Origin of the sequence: Nonomuraea sp. B10E15, from assembly GCF_039871615.1 — a bacterium.
Classification (GTDB): Bacteria; Actinomycetota; Actinomycetes; order Streptosporangiales; family Streptosporangiaceae; genus Nonomuraea.
The window spans coordinates 500,087-519,319 of the sequence record NZ_JBDPMB010000002.1 but is presented as its reverse complement, the minus strand read 5'-3'; the positions used below and the strand labels follow the sequence as shown (position 1 = coordinate 519,319).

At 73.6% G+C, this 19,233-nt stretch carries 4 protein-coding genes; all 4 read right to left on the bottom strand.

Translation table 11 applies throughout. The features are described from left to right. Positions 1-3: 3 nt before the first annotated feature. From ABGB14_RS11375 to ABGB14_RS11360, 4 genes are read right to left on the bottom strand one after another with little or no spacing between them, the layout of a single operon-like run. The gene (locus tag ABGB14_RS11375; RefSeq protein WP_347643558.1) at positions 4-936 is read right to left on the bottom strand and encodes a GHMP kinase; all 933 of its coding nucleotides are present in this window, start codon (positions 934-936) and stop codon (positions 4-6) included. Beyond that, positions 933-4,955, bottom strand: coding sequence for an amino acid adenylation domain-containing protein (locus ABGB14_RS11370; RefSeq protein ID WP_347643557.1), 4,023 nt, complete (start codon positions 4,953-4,955; stop codon positions 933-935). Before ABGB14_RS11370 ends, ABGB14_RS11375 begins: the two co-directional genes overlap by 4 nt. Beyond that, on the bottom strand, positions 4,952-9,841 hold the full coding sequence (locus ABGB14_RS11365; protein ID WP_347643556.1) for an amino acid adenylation domain-containing protein: 4,890 nt from the start codon (positions 9,839-9,841) through the stop codon (positions 4,952-4,954). Before ABGB14_RS11365 ends, ABGB14_RS11370 begins: the two co-directional genes overlap by 4 nt. Next, positions 9,838-19,230 (bottom strand): amino acid adenylation domain-containing protein, encoded by a 9,393-nt coding sequence (locus ABGB14_RS11360; protein WP_347643555.1) that lies wholly within the window; start codon positions 19,228-19,230, stop codon positions 9,838-9,840. Before ABGB14_RS11360 ends, ABGB14_RS11365 begins: the two co-directional genes overlap by 4 nt. Positions 19,231-19,233 lie beyond the last annotated feature (3 nt).

Here is a 19,233-nt window from a genome sequence, read left to right as displayed (position 1 = left end):
TGATCATCCCTTCGTGCTGAATCTCCAGGTTTCGGTGATGCCTAGGCAGCGCAGCCGCTCGCCGGCCCGCTCCACCCGGTCGGCGGTCGCCGGGTCGGACGCCGGGAACAGCAGCCCCGCGATGTCGCCGCTGTGGGCGACCTCGACGCCGGCCGCGCCGCACTCGCGGGCCACGCGGATGATGTCGTCGAGCTGGGGCACCCGCAGGTGCCGCTGGTTGAGCAGGGCGCTGGCGGTGGCGACCCTGCCGAGCAGGTACGCGTCCCGGGTCCGCACGGCGCGCCGCAACATCCCGAGCATGGGCCGGAACGCCTCGATCTCCCATGAGGAGTAGCGCGCCGGCGGCATGTCCAGGGTGTTCACGCCCTGCCCATGGGAGCTGGTGCCGAAGCCGAGCACCTCCAGCGGCACCAGGTCCTGTCCGAGGTCCTCGATGACCACGCCCTCCCGGTGGGCGAAGAGCACCGCGCGCCTGCCGTACACGAGCGAGTCCGACGCCCGCTCCGCGCTGACAGCGATCTTGGCCACGGCGGCGGGCGGCAGCGCGCGGCCGGTGGCCACGACGACCGCCTGGATGGCGGCGGTGACGTCGGCGGTGGACGATCCGAACCCGCGCGACAACGGGATGTCGCTGGTCAGGCTGAGCAGCCCGCCGGGCACCGGCCAGCCGAGCGCGGACAGGGTCAGCTCGGCGGCCCGGGTGGCCTTGGTCCGCCAGCCGGGCCGGACCGTCACGCCGTCGTCGCCGGTCGGCATGAACGTGGCATGGGTGCTGTAGAGCGGGCAGGGCAGCGTGACCAGGCCGCGCCGCAGCCGCTCCCCGTCGTGGAAGACGCCCTGGAGTATCTCGCCGTGGTGGGCGTTCACCCGGCTGCCTGCGGTGTCCGGCAGGGGGAGCAGGTCCTCCAGGAGCCGGGGCCCTTGGTCGACTCTCATCGGTGTTCCTTTCCGAGCAACGAGGCGGCGATGATCCGGGCGAGCGTCGCGGCGTGCGGCGGTTCGACGACGTTCCAGTGGTTGGCGGCGATCTCGGTGGCCTGGAAGCCGCCGCGCGTCCTGCTCTCCCAGCTCTCCGCGTGCACCTCCGGCCTGCCGTGCTCGGAGTGGCGCTCCGTCGTACGGATCAGGTGCAGGCCGGTGTCGAGCACGGCCCCGCACCGGTAGCGGGCGGCGGCGCGGCTGTTGGCCAGGTAGACGGCGGCCATGCGGGCGACGACCTCGCTCCTGGCCGCGTCCGGCACCAGCTCGCGGGTCCTGGCCTGGGACAGCAGCTCGCTCATCGCCTCCTCGGGCGACAGCCCGGCCAGCGCGGCGGGCTCGACGTCCAGCATGGTCCTGCCGAACAGGGACAGCGCGTCACCGGTCTCGACCTCCGGCGCCTGCTCCAACCGGTCCACGCCGAGCACCGAGGAGTCGATGACCCACAACCCCGCGACCTGCCGGCCCGCCTCCTCCAGCAGGCGCGCCATCTCGAAGGCCACCGATCCGCCGAAGGACCACCCGGCCAGCGCCACGGGCCCGTCAGGCAGCTCCCGCACGTAGCGGGCGGCGATGGCCTCCACCGTGTCCATGGGCTGCTCGCCGCCTTCGTAACCGGGGGCCTGCAGGCCGTACACGGGCAGGCGCGGATCCAGCTCCTCGACCAGCGGCAGGTAGGGGAAGGGTGTGCCCGCGGTGGGCGGCACCAGGAACAGCGGCACACGATCCGGCTCCCCCGCCCGCATCCGGATGAGGCAGTCCCCGGCGGGCGGCGCCTGCAGCGCCTCGCACAGGCCGCGCACGGTCGGGTGGCGGAACAGCGACGCCAGGCCGACGTCGAGGCCGAGCTCGGAGCTCAGCCGGTCGACCAGGCTCACGGCGAGCAGCGAGTGGCCGCCGAGCTGGAAGAAGTCGTCGGTGACGCCGATGCCGAGCTGCCCCAGCGACTCCTCCCACGCGCGCAGGACCGCCAGCTCCAGCGCGTCGCGGGGGCGGGCGCCCGCCGTCGCCGCGGCCGGCTTCGCCTCGGGCGCGGGCAGGGCGGCCCGGTCGATCTTGCCGTTGGCGGTGAGCGGCAGCTCGTCGAGCACGCTCAGGTAGGCGGGCACCATGTACTCCGGCAGCCGGGCGCCCAGGTGCTCGCGCAGCGCCCGCTCGTCCACCCGCGCCTCGGGGCCGGCCGCCGCGTATCCGGCCAGCCCGTCCCGGCAGGGCACCACCACCGCCTCGGCCACCGCCGGATGGCTCAGCATCGCGGCCTCGATCTCGCCCAGCTCGATGCGGTATCCCCGGACCTTCACCTGGTGGTCACGGCGGCCCACGAACTCCAGGGTGCCGTCGGCCAGGTACCTGACCAGGTCGCCGCTGCGGTAGAGCCGCCCGGGGCCGAAGGGGTTGGGCACGTACCGGTCAGCGGTCAACCCCGGGCGGCCCACGAAGCCGCGTGCCACGCCGACACCGCCGGCCAGCAGCTCGCCGGTCACGCCGATCGGTACGGGCCGCAGGTCCTCGTCCACGATGTAGATCTCGGTGTTCCAGATGGGTCGCCCGACGGACACGGGGGTGCTGGTGGCCTCGGCGGCGGGCAGCAGGTTGATGACGTTGGCCACGGAGGTCTCGGTGTGGCCGTACTCGTTGGAGACCACGACTCCGGGGGCGTTCGAACGCCAGAACGCCAGCGCCTCGGCGGTGAGCTGCTCGCCGCCCACCACGAGGTAGCTCGCCGCCGCGGCGGCGTCCGGATCGTCCTGGAGGCAGCGCTGCAGCGGCTCCAGGTGGGCGGGGGTGAGCTTGACGAAGCTGAAGCGGCGCCCGCTGGACAGGGCGTCGGCCAGCCCGGCGATCGGATGCTCGTCCTCCGGGATCAGGGTGACCGTCGTGCCGCACATCAGCGGCAGGAACAGGCCCGTCACGGTGAGGTCGAAGGAGAGCGAGGAGTGCACGGGAGCGCCGTCGCCCCGGTCGGCCTCGTACGCCTGCCGGCACCAGCTCAGGTAGTGCACCACGCCGCGATGGCTGATCATCACGCCCTTGGGCCTGCCGGTGGATCCGGAGGTGTAGATGATGTAGGCCAGGTTGTCGGGGTGCACCGGCGACTCGGGCGGCAGCTCGGCGCTCTCGTCGGGCCGCTCGTCCAGGAAGAGCTCCCGCCCCTCGTAGCCAGGCAGCCGGCCGCCGTAGCCGGAGGTGGTGAGCAGGACCGGGGCCCCGGCCTCCGCCAGGATCCAGCCCAGCCTCTCCTCCGGGTAGGCGGGGTCGAGCGGGACATAGTGGCCGCCCGTCTTGAGCACCGCCAGCAGCGCGGGCAGCAGCAGCGGCGAACGGTCGCACAACACGCCGACCGGCGTCTCCAGGCCCACGCCCGCCTCGCGCAGCCGGTGGGCCAGGGCGTTGGCGCGCTGGTCCAGCTCGCGGTAGGTGAGCTCGTCCGCGCCGCACCGCACGGCCACGGCCTGCGGCGTGCGGTCCGCCTGCGCCGAGATCAGCTCGTGCAGGCACGCCACCGGGTACGGGGCCGCCGTGGCGTTCCACTCCCGCAGCAGCAGCGAGCGCTCCTCGCCGGCGAGCAGCTCCAGCTCGCTGAGCCGGGCCCGCGGCCGGGCCGCGACCTGCGACAGGAGCTGCGCGATGTGGCTGCCGAGCCGCTCGACGCGGCCCCGGTCGAACAGCGCGGTCGCGTACTCGATCAGGCCGCTGACGGAGCCGTCCTCGGCCTGCTCCATCCCGATCGTCAGGTCGAACTTGGCGCTGACCGACGGCGGCGTCAGCTCGGAGACCGACAGCCGCCCCATGGGCGTGCGATCCGGGCCGGCCTCGCCGGTGACGAACATGACATTGGTGAACGGGGTCCGCGACAGGTCGCGCGTCACGCCCAGCTCGTCCACGAGCTGCTCGAAGGGCAGGTCCTGATGCGCGAAGTCGGCCAGCACACCCTGCCGCACCCGCTCCAGCAGGTCGGCGAAGGCCGGGTCGCCGGACAGGTCCGCCCGCAGCACCAGGGTGTTGACGAAGAACCCGACCACGTCCTCGGTCTCGCTGCGGTCGCGGCCGGCCACGGGGGTGCCGACGGCGAGGTCGCGTTGCCCGCAGTGCACGGCGAGCACGGCCAGGACAGCGGTGAGCAACGTCGTGAACGGCGTCGCGCCCTGCTGCCTGCCCATCGCCAGCACGGCCTGGGCGACGGGGGCGGGCACGGTGAAGGCGACCGCGTCACCGCTCGTGTCGCGCCGGGCCGGCCGCGGCCGGTCGGTGGGCAGCTCCATCGGCTCCAGCCCGGCCAGCCGGGTGCGCCAGTAGCCGGCCTGCCCGTCCAGGGCCGCGCCCGCCGGCCGCCCGCGCTGCCAGTGCGCGAAGTCCGCGTAGCGGATCCTGGGCGGGGGCAGCGGGCTGTCCTGGCCGGCCAGCAGCGCGGGATAGATCTCCGCCAGCTCCCTGCGCAGGATGCCCAGCGACCAGCCGTCGCAGGCGATGTGGTGCACGGCCAGCACGAGCACGTGCTCCTCGGGTGCCAGGCGCAGCAGCAGGGCGCGCAGCACCGGCCCGCGTTCCAGGTCGAACGGCTCGGACAGGTGCTCGGCCACCAGCTGGTCGAGCCGCCCGGCCGCGTCCGTCAGCGGCAGGGGCACCGGGCCCGGCGGATCGACGATCTGGTGCGGGCCCTCCTGGCCGCCGGCGTAGCGGGTGCGCAGTGTCTCGTGCCTGGCGACGAACTCCTCCAGGGCACGGCGCAGCACGTCGTGGTCGAGAGGGCCCTCCAGGCGCAGCATGAGCGGCACGGTGTACTCGACACCGCCGGGCTGCAGGCGGTCGAGGAACCACAGGCGCCGCTGGCCGTACGAGAGCGGGATCGGGACGTCGTCCGGGCAGGGCGGGATGGTGGTCGTACGGCTTCTGCCGCCGCGCAGGCGCCGCGCCAGCAGGGCACTTCTGAGGTCCGCGGAGCTGGGGCCGTTCGGCGGCGTGGTGGTGACGGTCATGACGAGACCTCTCGTTCGAGCGAGGCGAGCAGTTCGTGGTCGGACAGCCCGGCCAGTTCGTCCTCGATGGCGCGTTGCACCTCGGCGGCCTGCTCGGCGATCGAGGTGGCGGCGAAGAAGCCGTGCATGGGGAGGTCGACGCCGAAGTTGTCCTGCAGCCGCATGCGGAGCCGGGCGACGAGCAGGCTGTGGCCGCCGAGCTGGAAGAAGTCGTCGAAGGCGTCGCGCACGGGCCGGCCGAGCAGCTCGTGCCACACGTCGGCGATGATCTCCTCCGCGGGTCCCTCGGGCGGGCGGGACGGCCGCGCGGGCTCGCCCGGCGCCGCGGTGGCCGAGTCGTCGCCGCCGTCCCGCGCGATGCCGCCGAGCGGGGCGTACGGGCTGCTCAGCGCCGTCGCGAGCAGTTCGCGGAAGCCGTTGGCGAAGCTCGCCACGGTGTCCTCGTCCAGCAGGATCGGGGAGTACTCGATGACGCCGGCCAGCCCGTCGGCGGTGCGGGTCAGCCCCATCGCCAGCTCGTACCGGGCGGTCAGGATGCGTTCGGGCAGGCGGCGTACGTCCAGACCGGGCAGCGTCCATTCCTGGGCCGGAGCGGTGTCGAGGGTGAAGTGCACGGGCGACAGGGGCGGCCTGGCCGGATCGCGGTCGGTGACCAGCTCGCTCACGACCCGCTCGAACGGCAGTGCCCGGTGTGCCAGCGCGGCCGTCACCCGCCGCTTGGCCTGCCGTACGACCTCGGCGAACGTGGGGTCGCGCGACAGGTCGGCGCGGATCACCAGGGTGTTCACGAACATGCCGACGAGGTGCTGGATCTCGACGTTGTCACGGTTGGACACGGGCGTGGTGACGGCCAGGTCGCCCTGACCGGACAGCCGGGCCAGCGCCGCCTGGAAGGCCGCCAGCAGCACCACGAACGGTGTGGTCGCGTTCGCCCTGGCGAAGGAGTCGACCTGGGTCGCCAGCGCCTCGGGAAGGGTGAAGGCGTGACAGGCGCCCGCGGGCCGCCGCACCGCGGGCCGCTCCCGGTCCACGGGCAGCTCCAGCGGTGGCAGCCCCGCCAGCTCGGCGCGCCAGAAGGCCAGGTGCTCGTCCTCGCCGGTGAAGTGGTCGCGCTGCCAGGCGGCCACGTCCGCGTACTGGACCTTCAGCTCCGGCAGGTCGGCGGGCGCGCCGTGCGCGGCCTCGGCGTAGCGGCCGGCCAGCTCCTGCCTGAGCAGGTCGATGGAGGCGCCGTCGGCGCCCGCGTGATGCATGGTGATCAGGAGCAGGTGGTCGTCGGCGGCCAGCCGGACCAGCCTGGCCCGCAGGAGCGGGTCCTGGCCGAGGTCGAACGGCGCCGCGGCCGCGGCGGCGACGATCTCCTCGGCCGCGGCGGCGGGGTCGGCGGCGGCGGTCACGTCGTCGACGGGCAGGGCGACCTCGCCCGGCGGGGCGATCTCCTGGACCAGCACGCCCTGCTCCGACAGGCGCAGCCGGGTACGCAGGGACTCGTGCCGGCCGAGCACGGCGGTCAGCGCCGCGCGCAGCGCCTCGACCTCCAGCGGACCGCGCAGCGACAACTCCACCGGCAGGTGGTAGTCGGGCACGCCGGGGAACATCTGGTCCAGGAACCACATGCGCTCCTGCCCGAACGACGCCCGCGGCGGCCGGTCGCGTGGCACGACGGCGATGTGGTCGCCGGCCAGGCCGTCCTCGGTGGCGAGGCGGGCCGCGAGCCCTGCCACGGTCGGGGCGTCGAACAGCGCCCGCACCTCCACGGCGGTGCCCAGCTCGGCGTTGACCCGGTTCATCGCCTGGACGGCGAGGAGGCTGTGGCCGCCCAGGGTGAAGAAGTCGGCGTGCACGCCGGGCACCGCCACCCCGAGCACGTCCGACCACACCTCGGCGACGAGCTTCTCCAGCCCGCTGCGCGGCGCCTGGTCGGCCTCCGGCGCGGCGGAGACGGCCGGCGAGGGCAGCGCCTTGCGGTCCACCTTGCGGTTCGGGGTGAGCGGGAAGTCGGGCAGCGTCATGTAGACGGTCGGGACCATGTAGTCGGGCAGCTTGCGTGCCAGGTGGGCGCGCAGGTCCGCGGGGTCCGGCTCGCGGCCCGCGGCGGTGAGGTAGGCGACCAGGCGGCGGTCACCCGGGGCGAACTCGTGCGCGACGACGACGGCCTGCGCCACGTCCGGGTGCTCGGCCAGCCTGGCGTCGATCTCGCTGGTCTCGATGCGGAAGCCGCGTACCTTCACCTGATGGTCGTTCCTGCCCAGGAACTCCAGGTCGCCGTCCGGCAGCCGGCGGACCAGGTCGCCGGTGCGGTAGAGCCGGGTCCCTGGCGGGCCGTAGGGGTCGGGGACGAACCGGTCGGCGGACAGGCCGGGCCGGCCGTGGTAGCCGCGGGCCACGCCGTCCCCCGCGATGTACAGCTCGCCCGGTACGCCGGTGGGCACCTGCCGCAGGTCGGCGTCCAGCACCAGGCAGCGGGTGTTGGCGATGGGGGTGCCGATCGGCAGGGCCGCGGCGCCGCGGGTCAGGTCCCGCCCCGCGATCGGGCGCACGGTGGACCAGATGGTGGTCTCCGTGGGGCCGTACATGTTCCACACGCCGCGCGCGGCGGCGGTGAGCGGGCCGGCCACGTCGGGGGTCAGCGCCTCGCCGCCGACCAGCACCGTCAGCCCCTCCAGTTCGGGGCAGTCGCCGAGCAGCCGCCACGTGGCCGGCGTCGCCTGCATGATCGTCGCCCCGCTGGAGGTGATCAGCGCGCGCAGCCGGTCGCCGTCGAGCGCGGTGTAGCGGTCGGCGATCACCACCTTCCCGCCGGTGACGAGCGGCAGGAACAGCTCCAGCGCGGCGATGTCGAACGACGGCGTGGTCACCGCCAGCAGCACGTCGTCCCCGGTGATCCCGGGCCGCTCGGCCATCGTGGCCAGGAAGTTGCTCAGCGCCCCGTGCGGTACGGCGACGCCCTTGGGCCGGCCGGTGGAGCCGCTGGTGAAGATGACGTACGCGAGGTCGTGCGGGTGCCTGTCCAGCTCGGGCGGCGTGTCCGGCATGGACGCGATCGCGGCGGCGTGCTCGGCCGCCACATGGATCTCGGCGGCGCCACCGGGCAACTGCGGCAGCAGCTCGCGCTGGGTGAGGATCATCGCGGGCGCGGCGTCCTGCAGGATGAGCGCGACGCGGTCGGCGGGCTCGCCCGGGTTGAGCGGCACGTACGCGGCTCCCGCCCGCTGCACCGCGAGCAGGGTGACGGGCAGGTCGAGCCCGCGTTCCAGGAAGACCGCCACCAGGTCGCCGCGGCCCACGCCGGCGCGCCGGAGGTGGTGGGCCAGCCGGTTGGCGGCCTGTTCCAGCTCGGCGTAGGTGAGCCTGGCGTCACCGTACTGGACGGCCTGCCTGTCGCCGTGCCCGGCCGCCTGGCGCGACACCATCTCGGGCAGCGGCACGCGCTGGTACGCGCGTACGGTGTCGTTCCAGCCCTCCAGCTCGCGCAGCTCGTCGTCGGGCAGCAGCCGCAACGAGCTCAGCGGCAGGTCGGGCGCGTCGGCCGCGGACTCCAGCAGCCGTACGGCCCGGCTCGCCAGCCGGTCCGCGGTGGCCGCGTCGAACAGGGCGGTGGCGTATTCGAGGGTCAGGACGAGGTCGTCGCCCCGGTCGCGGAAGAAGAACGACAGGTCGAACTTGGCCACGTCGTTGGCCACGGCCAGCTCCTCCACCCGCAGCCCGGGCAGCCGCCAGCCCTCACCGGTGCCCCGGCCGAGCTGGACGAACACCTGAGCCAGCGGGTTGCGGGCGGTGTCGCGCTCGGTGACCAGCTCGCGTACGAGCCGTTCGAAGGGCAGGTCCTGATGGGCGAACGCGTCAAGGACGGTGGCCCGCTCGCGGGAGAGCGCGCCGGCGAAGGACGGGTCGCCGGACAGGTCGCCGCCCAGCGCCAGGGTGTTGACGAAGCAGCCGACGACCTCCTCCAGCTCGGGCCGGTCCCGACCGGCGATGGAGGTGGCCAGGATGAACCTGTCCTGTCCGCTGTGCGCCCGAAGGAGTGTCCTGACCGCGGTGAGCAGCAGCATGTAGAGGCTGGCGCCGCACCGGTCGGCCAGCTCGCGCAGCCTGGCGGTCAGGTCGGGCGGCACCGTGACCCGGGTCTCGGCGCCGTCGTGGCGGAAGGTCGCCGCTCTGGGGCGGTCGGTGGGCAGCTCCAGCACGTGCGGCTGGCCGGCGAGGGCCGAACGCCAGTGGTTCAGCTCGGCGCGCAGCCGGTCGCCGCTCAGCCGCTCGCGCTGCCAGACGGAGAAGTCCCGGTAGCGGGTCCCCGGCTCGGGGCGGGAACGGCCGGCGTACCCGGCGGCCAGGTCCTCGGCCAGGATCTCGGTGGACCAGCCGTCGGTCACGATGTGGTGCAGGACCAGCACCAGGACGTGCTCCTCGGCGCCGCGCCGGAAGAGCGCCGCCCGGCACAGCGGGCCGCTGGTGAGGTCGAACGGGGTCCGGCATTCCGCCAGCACGCGCCGCTCCAGCTCATCCGGCGACAGGCCGCTCAGGTCGCGCTCGGTCAGCGGCATGGTCGTGCCGGAGCCGACCACCTGCACCGCGGCGGGCTCGCCCGGGGCGAACGTCGTGCGCAGCGCCTCGTGCCGTTCCAGCAGCCCGTCGAGGGCCCGCCGCAGCGCGGCCCGGTCGAGCGGGCCGGCGACGCGGAAGGCGTGGTAGACGTTGTACGTGTGGTCCTGGCCCTGGAGCTGGTCGATCAGCCAGAGCCGCTCCTGGGCGAACGACGTGGGCGCGGGTTCCTGGCCGTCGTGGCGCGGGATGACCGATGACGGGGCTGCCTGGGCGGCGCGCACCCGGTCGGCCAGCAGCTTGCGCCGGGCCGAGGCCGGGAGGTCCTTGGGCCTGATGCTCATCTCTCCTCCGTCTCCATCAGGTGGGCCAGGTCGTCGTCGCTCAGGTCGTCGAGCTCGGCCAGCAGCACCCGCTCGACCGCGTCGGCGGCATCGGCCAGGGTGGCCGCCTCGAACAGCAGGCTGAGCGGCAGATCCGCGTCCAGCTCGGCCCGCATGCGGGAGATGGCCCTGGTCGCCAGGAGCGAGTGGCCGCCGAGGTCGAAGAAGTTGTCGTCGGCGCCGACCCTCGGCAGGCCGAGCAGGTCGGCCCAGATGCCCGCGACCAGCTCGGCGACCGGGCCGTCGGGCGCGCGGTAGGCGCTCGCGGCGCTTTCGCCCTCCTCCGGAGCCGGCAACGCCTTGCGATCGATCTTGCCGCTCGTCGTGGTGGGCATCTCCGGCAGCAGCGACAGCGCGGCGGGCACCAGGTAACTCGGCAGCCGTTCCTTCAGCCGCTCCCTGAGCAGGGCGGGCGTCAGGTCGCTGCCCGGCTTCGGCACCGCGTATCCGGCCAGCCGCTTGTCCCCCGGGCTCGGCTCCCAGACGGTCACCGCGGCCTCGCGTACCCCGGGCAGTTCGAGCATGGCCTGCTCGACCTCGCCCGGCTCGACCCTGATCCCGCGGATCTTGACCTGGTCGTCCTGCCGTCCGAGGAAGACGATCTCGCCGTTCGGGCGCAGCAGCCCGCGGTCCCCGGTGCGGTAGAGCCGCTGTCCGGGCCGGAACGGGTCGGGCCCGAAGGCGCCGGCGGTCTTGGCGGCGTCATTGAGGTAGCCGCGGGCCAGCGCGTCGCCGCCGATGTAGAGGTCGCCTGGCACCCCGATCGGGGCCGGGTTCAGCTCGGGGTCCAGCACGTACACCTGGTTGTTGGCGATCGGCGTGCCGACGCTGACGGAGGTGTGGGCGCGGACGTCGGCCGGCAGGCAACGGTGGGCGGTGGAGTCGATGGAGACCTCCGTGGCGCCCCACTGGTTGTTCAGCGTCGGGCCGTCGTCGCCGAAGCGGTCGAGGAACAACCGCAGCAGCTCGGGCTTCAGCGCCTCGCCGCTGGAGATGACGTGCCTGAGCGCGTCCAGCCGGGACAGCCGCTCGCCGTCCAGGGCCTCCAGGAACAGCGTGAGCATGCTGGGGACGAACTGCAGCACGCTCACCCGGTGCCTGGCGGCGTACTCGGCGATCTCCACCGGGTCGCGGTGCAGGCCCGGCGGGATGAGCGCCACCCTGCCGCCCACCAGCAGCGGCCACAGGCACTCCACCGCGGCGTCGTCGAAGACCAGGGTGGTCTTCTGCAGCACGGCCTCGCCCGGACGCAGGCGGTAGGTGTCCTGCATCCAGCGCATCCGGTTGACCCAGCCGCCGTGCGTGCTGGCCACGCCCTTGGGGCGGCCCGTCGAACCGGAGGTGTAGTAGATCGAGACGAGGTTGTCCGGGCTGAGCTCCACCTCGGGCGGCGTGGCCGGAGCGTCCGCGGGCGCGTCGTGCACGGCGACGAACGTGACCGGTCCTGGGTCCGCCGGCGCGCGGCCCGCGTCCACCAGGCAGACGGGGGCGGCGGCGTCGGCCAGGATGCCCATCATCCTGGGCTCGGGGGCGTCGGTCTCGATCGGCACGTAGCAGCCGCCGGCCTTGAGTATCGCGAGCAGGCCCACGATCAGCCCCACCGAGCGGTCCAGCCGCAGGCCGACCGCCGTGTCCGGGCCGACGCCCAGGGAACGGAGGTGATGGGCGAGCCTGTTGGCCCGTGACTCCAGCTCGGCGTAGGACAGGCGGTCGTCGGCGTACTCGACGGCGATCGCGCCGGGGGTCCTGGCCGCCTGGCGCTCGATCAGCTCGTGCATGCACTCGCCCGCCGGGTAGTGGACCTTGGTGTCGTTCAGCGCGTGCACGAGCTCGCCCCGCTCCCCCGAGGTCAGCAGGGGGATGAGCCCGACGGGCAGGCCGGGCCGCGCCGCCGCCTCGGTGAGGAGGGTGACGTAGTGGCGGGCGAGCCGGTCGATGGTGGCCGCGTCGAAGAGCGCCGTGGGGTATTCGACGGTGCCGTCGAGCGAGCCGTCGGGGGTTTCGCGTACCGCCATGAACAGGTCGTACTTGCTGGTGCTGGTGTGCGCCGGGATACGCGCGACCGACAGCCCGCGCAGGTGCCAGGACTCCGTGTCCGCGGTCTGGAGCGCGAAGACGTGCTGGACGAGGGGGGTGCGGGTGAGGTCGCGTTGCGGGTGGAGTTCTTCGACGATGCGGTCGAAGGGCAGGTGCTGGTGTTCGTAGGCGGCCAGCGCGCTGTCGCGGACGCGGTCGATGAGGTGGTCGAAGGTGGGGTCGCCGGTGTGGTCGGCGCGCAGGACGAGGGTGTTGACGAAGAAGCCGATCAGGTGGTCGAGGTCGGGGTGGTCGCGTCCGGCCACGGGGGTGCCGACGGCGAAGTCGTGCTGGCCGGTGTAGCGGTGGATGAGGGTCTGGAAGCCGGCCATGAGGACCATGAACAGGCTGGCGTTGTGACCGCGAGCCAGGGCGTGCAGGCTGCGGGTGGTGGCGGCGGGGATGCGGAAGTCGCGGCGGTGCCCGCGGATGTCGCGGCTGGCCGGGCGGGGCCGGTCGGCCGGCAGTTCCAGGGTGTGCGGCATCCCGGCCAGCCGCTCACGCCAGTAGGCCAGCTCGTGGTCGAGCGCTCCCTGCTCCACCAGGGTGCGCTGCCAGGCCGCCACGTCACCGAACTGCACCGGCGACTCCGCCACGTCCTCGTGGCCGGTGGCCAGGTAGCCGGCCGCGATCTCCTCGGCCAGGATGCCGACCGAGCGGCCGTCGGCCAGGATGTGGTGCAGGACGAGCAGCAGCACGTGCTCCTCCTCGCCGACCCGGCCCAGCACGGCGCGGAAGACCGGACCGGTGGCCAGGTCGATCGGCCGCCGCGCGTGCTCGGCCAGAAACGCCTCCACGTCGCCCACCGGCACCACGGGCAGCTCGAAGGCGCCCGGCGGATCCACCACCTGCACCGGCACGCCGTCCTGCTCGACGATCCGCGTCCGCAGCGCCTCGTGGCGGCGCGTCACGGCCTCGATGGCGACGCGCAGCGCCTCGTGCTGGAGCGGGCCGCCGACGCGCAGCGCCATCGGGATCACGTACTCGGCCGTGTCGGGGGCGAGCCGGTCGGTGAACCACAGCCCGGCCTGGTTGTACGTGAGCGGCGCCGGGGTTCCGGCCGGCCGCCGGGGGATGGCCGAGGAACCGGTACGGGCCGCCTGCTCCACGACCGGAGCCAGCTCGGCGATCGTGGGATGCTCGAAGATCGCCCGGACCGGAAGGTCGGCCTCCATCCGCTGCCGCAGCACGGACAGCACCTTGGTGGCCAGCAGGGAGTGGCCGCCGAGGTCGAAGAAGTCGTCGTGCACGCCGAGCCCGCCGGCGCCGAGCACCTCGGACCAGATCTCGGCCAGCGCGGTCTCGACCGGTGTGCGCGGCGGGACGTACTCGGCGGCATCGCCCTCCCACGACGGCGCGGGCAGGGCGGCGCGGTGCACCTTGCCGTTCGGATCCAGCGGGAACTCCGGCAACGCCACGAACGCCGCAGGAACCATGTACTCCGGCAGAGCCACCCGGCAGAACTCCCGCAACTCCGCACGACCAGGCACCTCCGCACCCGGCTCCGCCACCACATACGCCACCAGCCGCTTGTCCCCCGGCGTGTCCTCACGCGCCAGCACCAACGCCGCATGCACCGACCCATGAGCCACCAGCCGAGCCTCCACCTCCCCCGGCTCGATCCGATGCCCACGAATCTTCACCTGATGATCCGCCCGACCGACGAACTCCAACTCCCCACCCGGCGACAACCGCGCCAGATCACCCGTCCGATACAACCGGCCAGGACCGAACGGATTCGGCACGAACCGTTCCGCGGTCAGGCCGGGGCGGCCCCGGTAACCGCGGGCCAGGCCGGGCCCGCCGATGTACAGCTCGCCGGGGACGCCCACCGGCTGCCGGTTCAGCGCGGCGTCCAGCACGTACACCTGCGTGTTGGAGATCGGCCCGCCGATCGGGATGGCGGACTCGGTGTCGGCGCGCGTGATGCCGCTCTTCACGCAGCTGAACGTGGTGCACTCGGTCGGGCCGTAGCCGTTGCTGACCTTGACCCGGGTGCCGTCGAGCACGGCTCTGACGTGCGCGGGCGAGAGCACGTCACCGCCCGCGACGAGGTGCCTGAGCTCCGCCAGCGCCTCCAGCCGGGTCTCCACCAGCAGGTGGAACAGGCCGGCCGTCAGCCACAACACCGTGACGCGGTGCCGCCGGATGGCCGCTTCGAGCCCGTCCGCGGTCGGCTGCCCCACGGGGTAGATCGCCAGTGTGGCGCCGTTGCACAGCGCTCCCCACAACTCGAAGGTGGAGGCGTCGAACGACAGCGGAGCGAGCAGCATGAACACCTGGTCGGGCCCGAACTCGACGTAGTCCGCCCGGTGCACCAGGCGCACGATGCCCCGGTGGGTGACCTGCACGCCCTTGGGCCGGCCCGTCGAGCCGGAGGTGTACATGATGTAGGCGAGGTTGTCGGGCCGCACGCGCACGTCGGGCGGCTGCGCGGGCTGCTCGCACAACATCTCGCGCACGTCCTCCCAGATCAGCCTGCGGACGCCCGAGGGCGCCTGGAGTCGCTGCGCGAGATGGCGCTCGGCCAGCAGGATGGGCGCCTGCGTGTCGGCCAGCATGTGCGCGATGCGCTCGGCGGGATAGTCGGCGTCGAGCGGGACGTAGCAGCCGCCGGCGCGCAGGATGCCGAGGAGCACGACCGGCACGTCGAGGCCCCTTTCGAGGCAGACCGCCACGGGCGTCTCCTGGCCGACGCCGCACTCGCGCAGGTGGTGCGCGAGCTGGTTCGCCTTCCAGTCCAGTTCGGCGTAGCCGATCCACTCGCCTTCGTACTCGGCGGCGACCGCGTCGGGCCGCTGCCGCGCCTGGTCGGCCACCAGGTCGGGCACGGTCAGCTCGCCGAGGTCCTGTGCGGTGTCGTTGACCAGGGCCTCGAGCTCCTGCCGCGCCGCCCGGTCCATGAGCTGCGCCCGGCTCGCCGGGGCGCCCGGGTCGGCGGCCAGCTGGCCGAGCAGCGTCACGAAGTGCTGGGCGAGCCGGTCGACGGTGGCCGCGTCGTACAACGCGGTGGGGTATTCGACGGTGCCTTCGAGTGAACCGTCCGGCCGCTCCTCCAGTGCCATGAACAGGTCGAACTTGCTCGTGCCCGTGTGCAGGGGCAGGCGGCGGGCCTGCAGCCCGGGAAGCTGCCAGGACTCCGTGGCCGCGGTCTGGAGCGCGAAGACGTGCTGGACGAGGGGGGTGCGGGTGAGGTCGCGTTGCGGGTGGAGTTCTTCGACGATGCGGTCGAAGGGCAGGTGCTGGTGTTCGTAGGCGGCCAGCGCGCTGTCGCGGACGCGGTCGATGAGGTGGTCGAAGGTGGGGTCGCCGGTGTGGTCGGCGCGCAGGACGAGGGTGTTGACGAAGAAGCCGATCAGGTGGTCGAGGTCGGGGTGGTCGCGTCCGGCGACGGGGGTGCCGACGGCGAAGTCGTGCTGGCCGGTGTAGCGGTGGATGAGGGTCTGGAAGCCGGCCATGAGGACCATGAACAGGCTGGCGTTGTGACCGCGAGCCAGGGCGTGCAGGCTGCGGGTGGTGGCGGCGGGGATGCGGAAGTCGCGGCGGTGCCCGCGGATGTCGCGGCTGGCCGGGCGGGGCCGGTCGGCCGGCAGTTCCAGGGTGTGCGGCATCCCGGCCAGCCGCTCACGCCAGTAGGCCAGCTCGTGGTCGAGCGCGCCCTGCTCCACCTGGGCGCGCTGCCAGGCCGCCACGTCACCGAACTGCACCGGCAACTCCGCCACGGGCCGGCCCGCGTAGAGCTGGTGGATCTCGTCGGCCAGCACGGAGATGGACCAGTCGTCGGCGACGATGTGGTGCAGGAGGAGCAGCAGCACGTGCTCCTCCTCGCCCACCCGGCCCAGCACGGCGCGGAAGACCGGACCGGTGGCCAGGTCGATCGGCCGCCGCGCGTGCTCGGCCAAGAACGCCTCCACGTCGCCCACCGGCACCACGGGCAGCTCGAAGGCGCCCGGCGGATCCACCACCTGCACCGGCACGCCGTCGTGCTCCACCACGCGCGTGCGCAGCGCCTCGTGCCGCGCGACCACGGCCGCCAGCGCCCGGCCGAGACCGGGCACGTCCAGCGGCCCGCGCAGCTCCAAGGCGATGGGCACCACGTACTCGGCCGAGTCCGGTGCCATTCTGTCGGCGAACCACAGCCGCGTCTGCGCGGGGGAGAGCGGCGCGGAGGAGCCGTCGGGCCTGACCGGGATACGCTCGCCGGAGCCGGCCCTCGCCGTACGCACCACCTCGGCCAGCTCCGCCACGGTCGGAGCCTCGAACACCGAGCGCAGCGCGAGGCGCGTCCCCAGCCGCTCGCGCAGCCGGCCGACCACCTTCGAGGCCAGCAGGGAGTGGCCGCCGAGGTCGAAGAAGTTGTCGTGCACACTGGCGACGCCGGCGCCGAGCACCTCGGACCAGATCTCGACGATCAGGGACTCGACCTCGTCGCGCGGGGCATCGCGCAGCTCGACCGGGCCGAGCGAGGTCTCGGGGGCGGGCAGGGCGGCGCGGTGCACCTTGCCGTTCGGATCCAGCGGGAACTCCGGCAACGCCACGAACGCCGCAGGAACCATGTACTCCGGCAGAGCCACCCGGCAGAACTCCCGCAACTCCGCACGACCAGGCACCTCCGCACCCGGCTCCGCCACCACATACGCCACCAGCCGCTTGTCCCCCGGCGTGTCCTCACGCGCCAGCACCAACGCCGCATGCACCGACCCATGAGCCACCAGCCGAGCCTCCACCTCCCCCGGCTCGATCCGATGCCCGCGAATCTTCACCTGATGATCCGCCCGACCGACGAACTCCAACTCCCCACCCGGCGACAACCGCGCCAGATCACCCGTCCGATACAACCGGCCAGGACCGAACGGATTCGGCACGAACCGCTGCTCGGTGAGCTCCGGACGCCCCCAGTAGCCGCGGGCCAGGCCGGGCCCGGCGAAGGCCACCTCGCCGACCGCGCCGGGCGGCACGAGCCGCATCCGCTCGTCCACCACGTACATGCGCATGTTGGGGTTCGGCCGGCCCAGCGGCACGATCTTGCGGTCGGGCGGGCCGTCGAGCACGTACGAGCAGCCGCCGACCGAGGTCTCCGTGGCCCCGTACTGGTTGAGCACCATGGTGTCCGGAGCCAGCCTCCACCACTCCTTGACCAGCCCGGCGTGCAGAGCCTCGCCGCCCACGAACAGCGCGCGCACCGAGGGCCCGGCCTCCCGGTCGGCCAGTTGCCGGTTCAGCACGGCCAGGTGCGAGGGGGTGAGCCGGACGAAACTGAAGTCCAGCCCGGCGGCCAGCGCGTCCCCCAGCTCGTCCAGCCCGTCGCCCTCCGGCAGCAGGACCACGTCGCTGCCGGAGATCAGCGGCAGGAACATCGACGGCACGGTGAAGTCGAAGCCGAAGGGCGAGTGCATCACGGTGCCGTGCCGGCCCGTCATGGGGAACCGCTCGGCGGCCCACATCAGGTAGTTGACGATCCCCCGGTGCTCGATCATGGTGCCCTTCGGCCGGCCCGTCGAGCCCGAGGTGTAGATCACGTACGCCAGGTCGTCCGGACCGGCGACCGGCTCCGGCCGGGCGCCGGCCTGCCGCGCGATCAGGTCGGCGTCCTGGTCCAGGCAGACGGCCTCGCACGCGGGCAGCCGGTGGCGCAGGTCCGCCGTGGTCAGGATGACGCGCATGGCGGTGTCGGCGATCGTGTACTCGATCCGCTCGTCGGGGTAGCCCACGTCGAGCGGCACGTAGCAGCCGCCCGCCTTCAGCACGGCCATCGTCGCGACGAACGTCTCCGGCGACCGGCCCAGGAAGATGCCCACCGGCGTCTCCCTGCCGACGCCCCGCTCGCGCAGGTGCCGGGCGAGCTGGTTGGCCCGCCGGTCCAGCTCGGCGTACCGAAGGGTCCTGTCGCCCTGCCGTACGGCCACCGCGTCGGGCGAGCGGTCGGCCTGCCGTTCCACCAGCTCGTGCAGGCACAGGTCCAGGGGGTAGTCGCGGCCGGTGTCGTTCCAGCGCACGACCAGCTCGTCGTGCCCCCGCTCGCCGAACAGGTCCAGCTCCGCCAGCGGGCGCGACGGGTCGGCGGCGACCTGGTCGAGCAGCAGCGCGTACTGGCCCGCCAGCCGGTCCGCCTCGGCGGGCTCGAACAGGTCCACGTCGTAGACCAGCAGCAGCCTGCCCCCGGCGGTCAGGTGCGCGGCCAGATCCACCTCGGTCGTCGTGGGAGGGGCGTCGATCCTGGTCGCGGAGAGTCCCCCGGCCGCCCAGTTCTGCTCGCCCGGCTCCGCGGTGACCACCTGTGCCTGCACCAGCGGCGGCCGTCCTGGGTCGCGGGCCGGCTGCAGCAGGTCGATCACGGCCTCGAACGGCAGGCGATGGCGCATGCAGGCGGCGAACTCGGCGGCGTACCGGCCGAGCAGTCCGCGCAGGCTCACCTCGTCGTCCGCGACGCACCGTACGGGTACCAGGTCGCTGAGCGGGCCGACCGCCTCCCCCGCGCTCTCGGACCTGCACCGCACGCCGAGCGCGAGGTCATCGGCCGCGCCCAGCCGGCGCAGCAGCAACTGCAGCGAGGCCGCCAGCACCAGCTCCACACCCGCACCCGCGGCCGGGCCGGCGGAGTCGCGCAGCCGATCCAGCGAGTCCGGTGCGACGGGCACGGCGGCGGCCGCCGCCCTGCCTCGCCGATGTGACGGGCGCGGCAGGGCGCAGGGCAGCTCCAGCGTCGGCAGGCCGACCAGCCGCTCGGTCCAGAACCGCGTGCGTTCCTGCGGCGTTCCGCCCTGTGCGGGCTCGACGGCCACCGGCGCGGGCTCGTCCAGGCGGCCACCCGACAGCAAGGTCCACAACTCGCCCATCAGCAGCTCGGCCGAACGGTCGTCGGCGACGATGGCCGAGGCCGTCAGCACGAGGAGGTGGTCACGGGCGCCGAGTTTGATCAGGCGCACCCGCATGAGCGGCGCTCGGTCGAGCTGGAAGGGCTCCAGGGTCTGCGCGGCCACGAGCTGTTCCAGCCCCGTGTCGGGGGGCGGCTCGACGATCGCGACGTCCGCCGCGACGGCGGGCTCGGTCACGGCGACGGGGCCGGATTCGCCCGCGGTCAGCCGGGTGCGCAGGACGTCGTGCCGGGCGAGCAGCGCCTGCGCCGCTCTGCGTACCTGCTGGAGCTCTAGGTCACCGCGGACGCGGAGCGCGCGGCAGGCCGTCACCTGCACGTCTCCAGGCCGCAGTTCGTCCAGGAACCAGAGCCGGCGCTGCGCCGCGGTGACGAGGGACGGGGTCGGGCTGGTGTACAACGT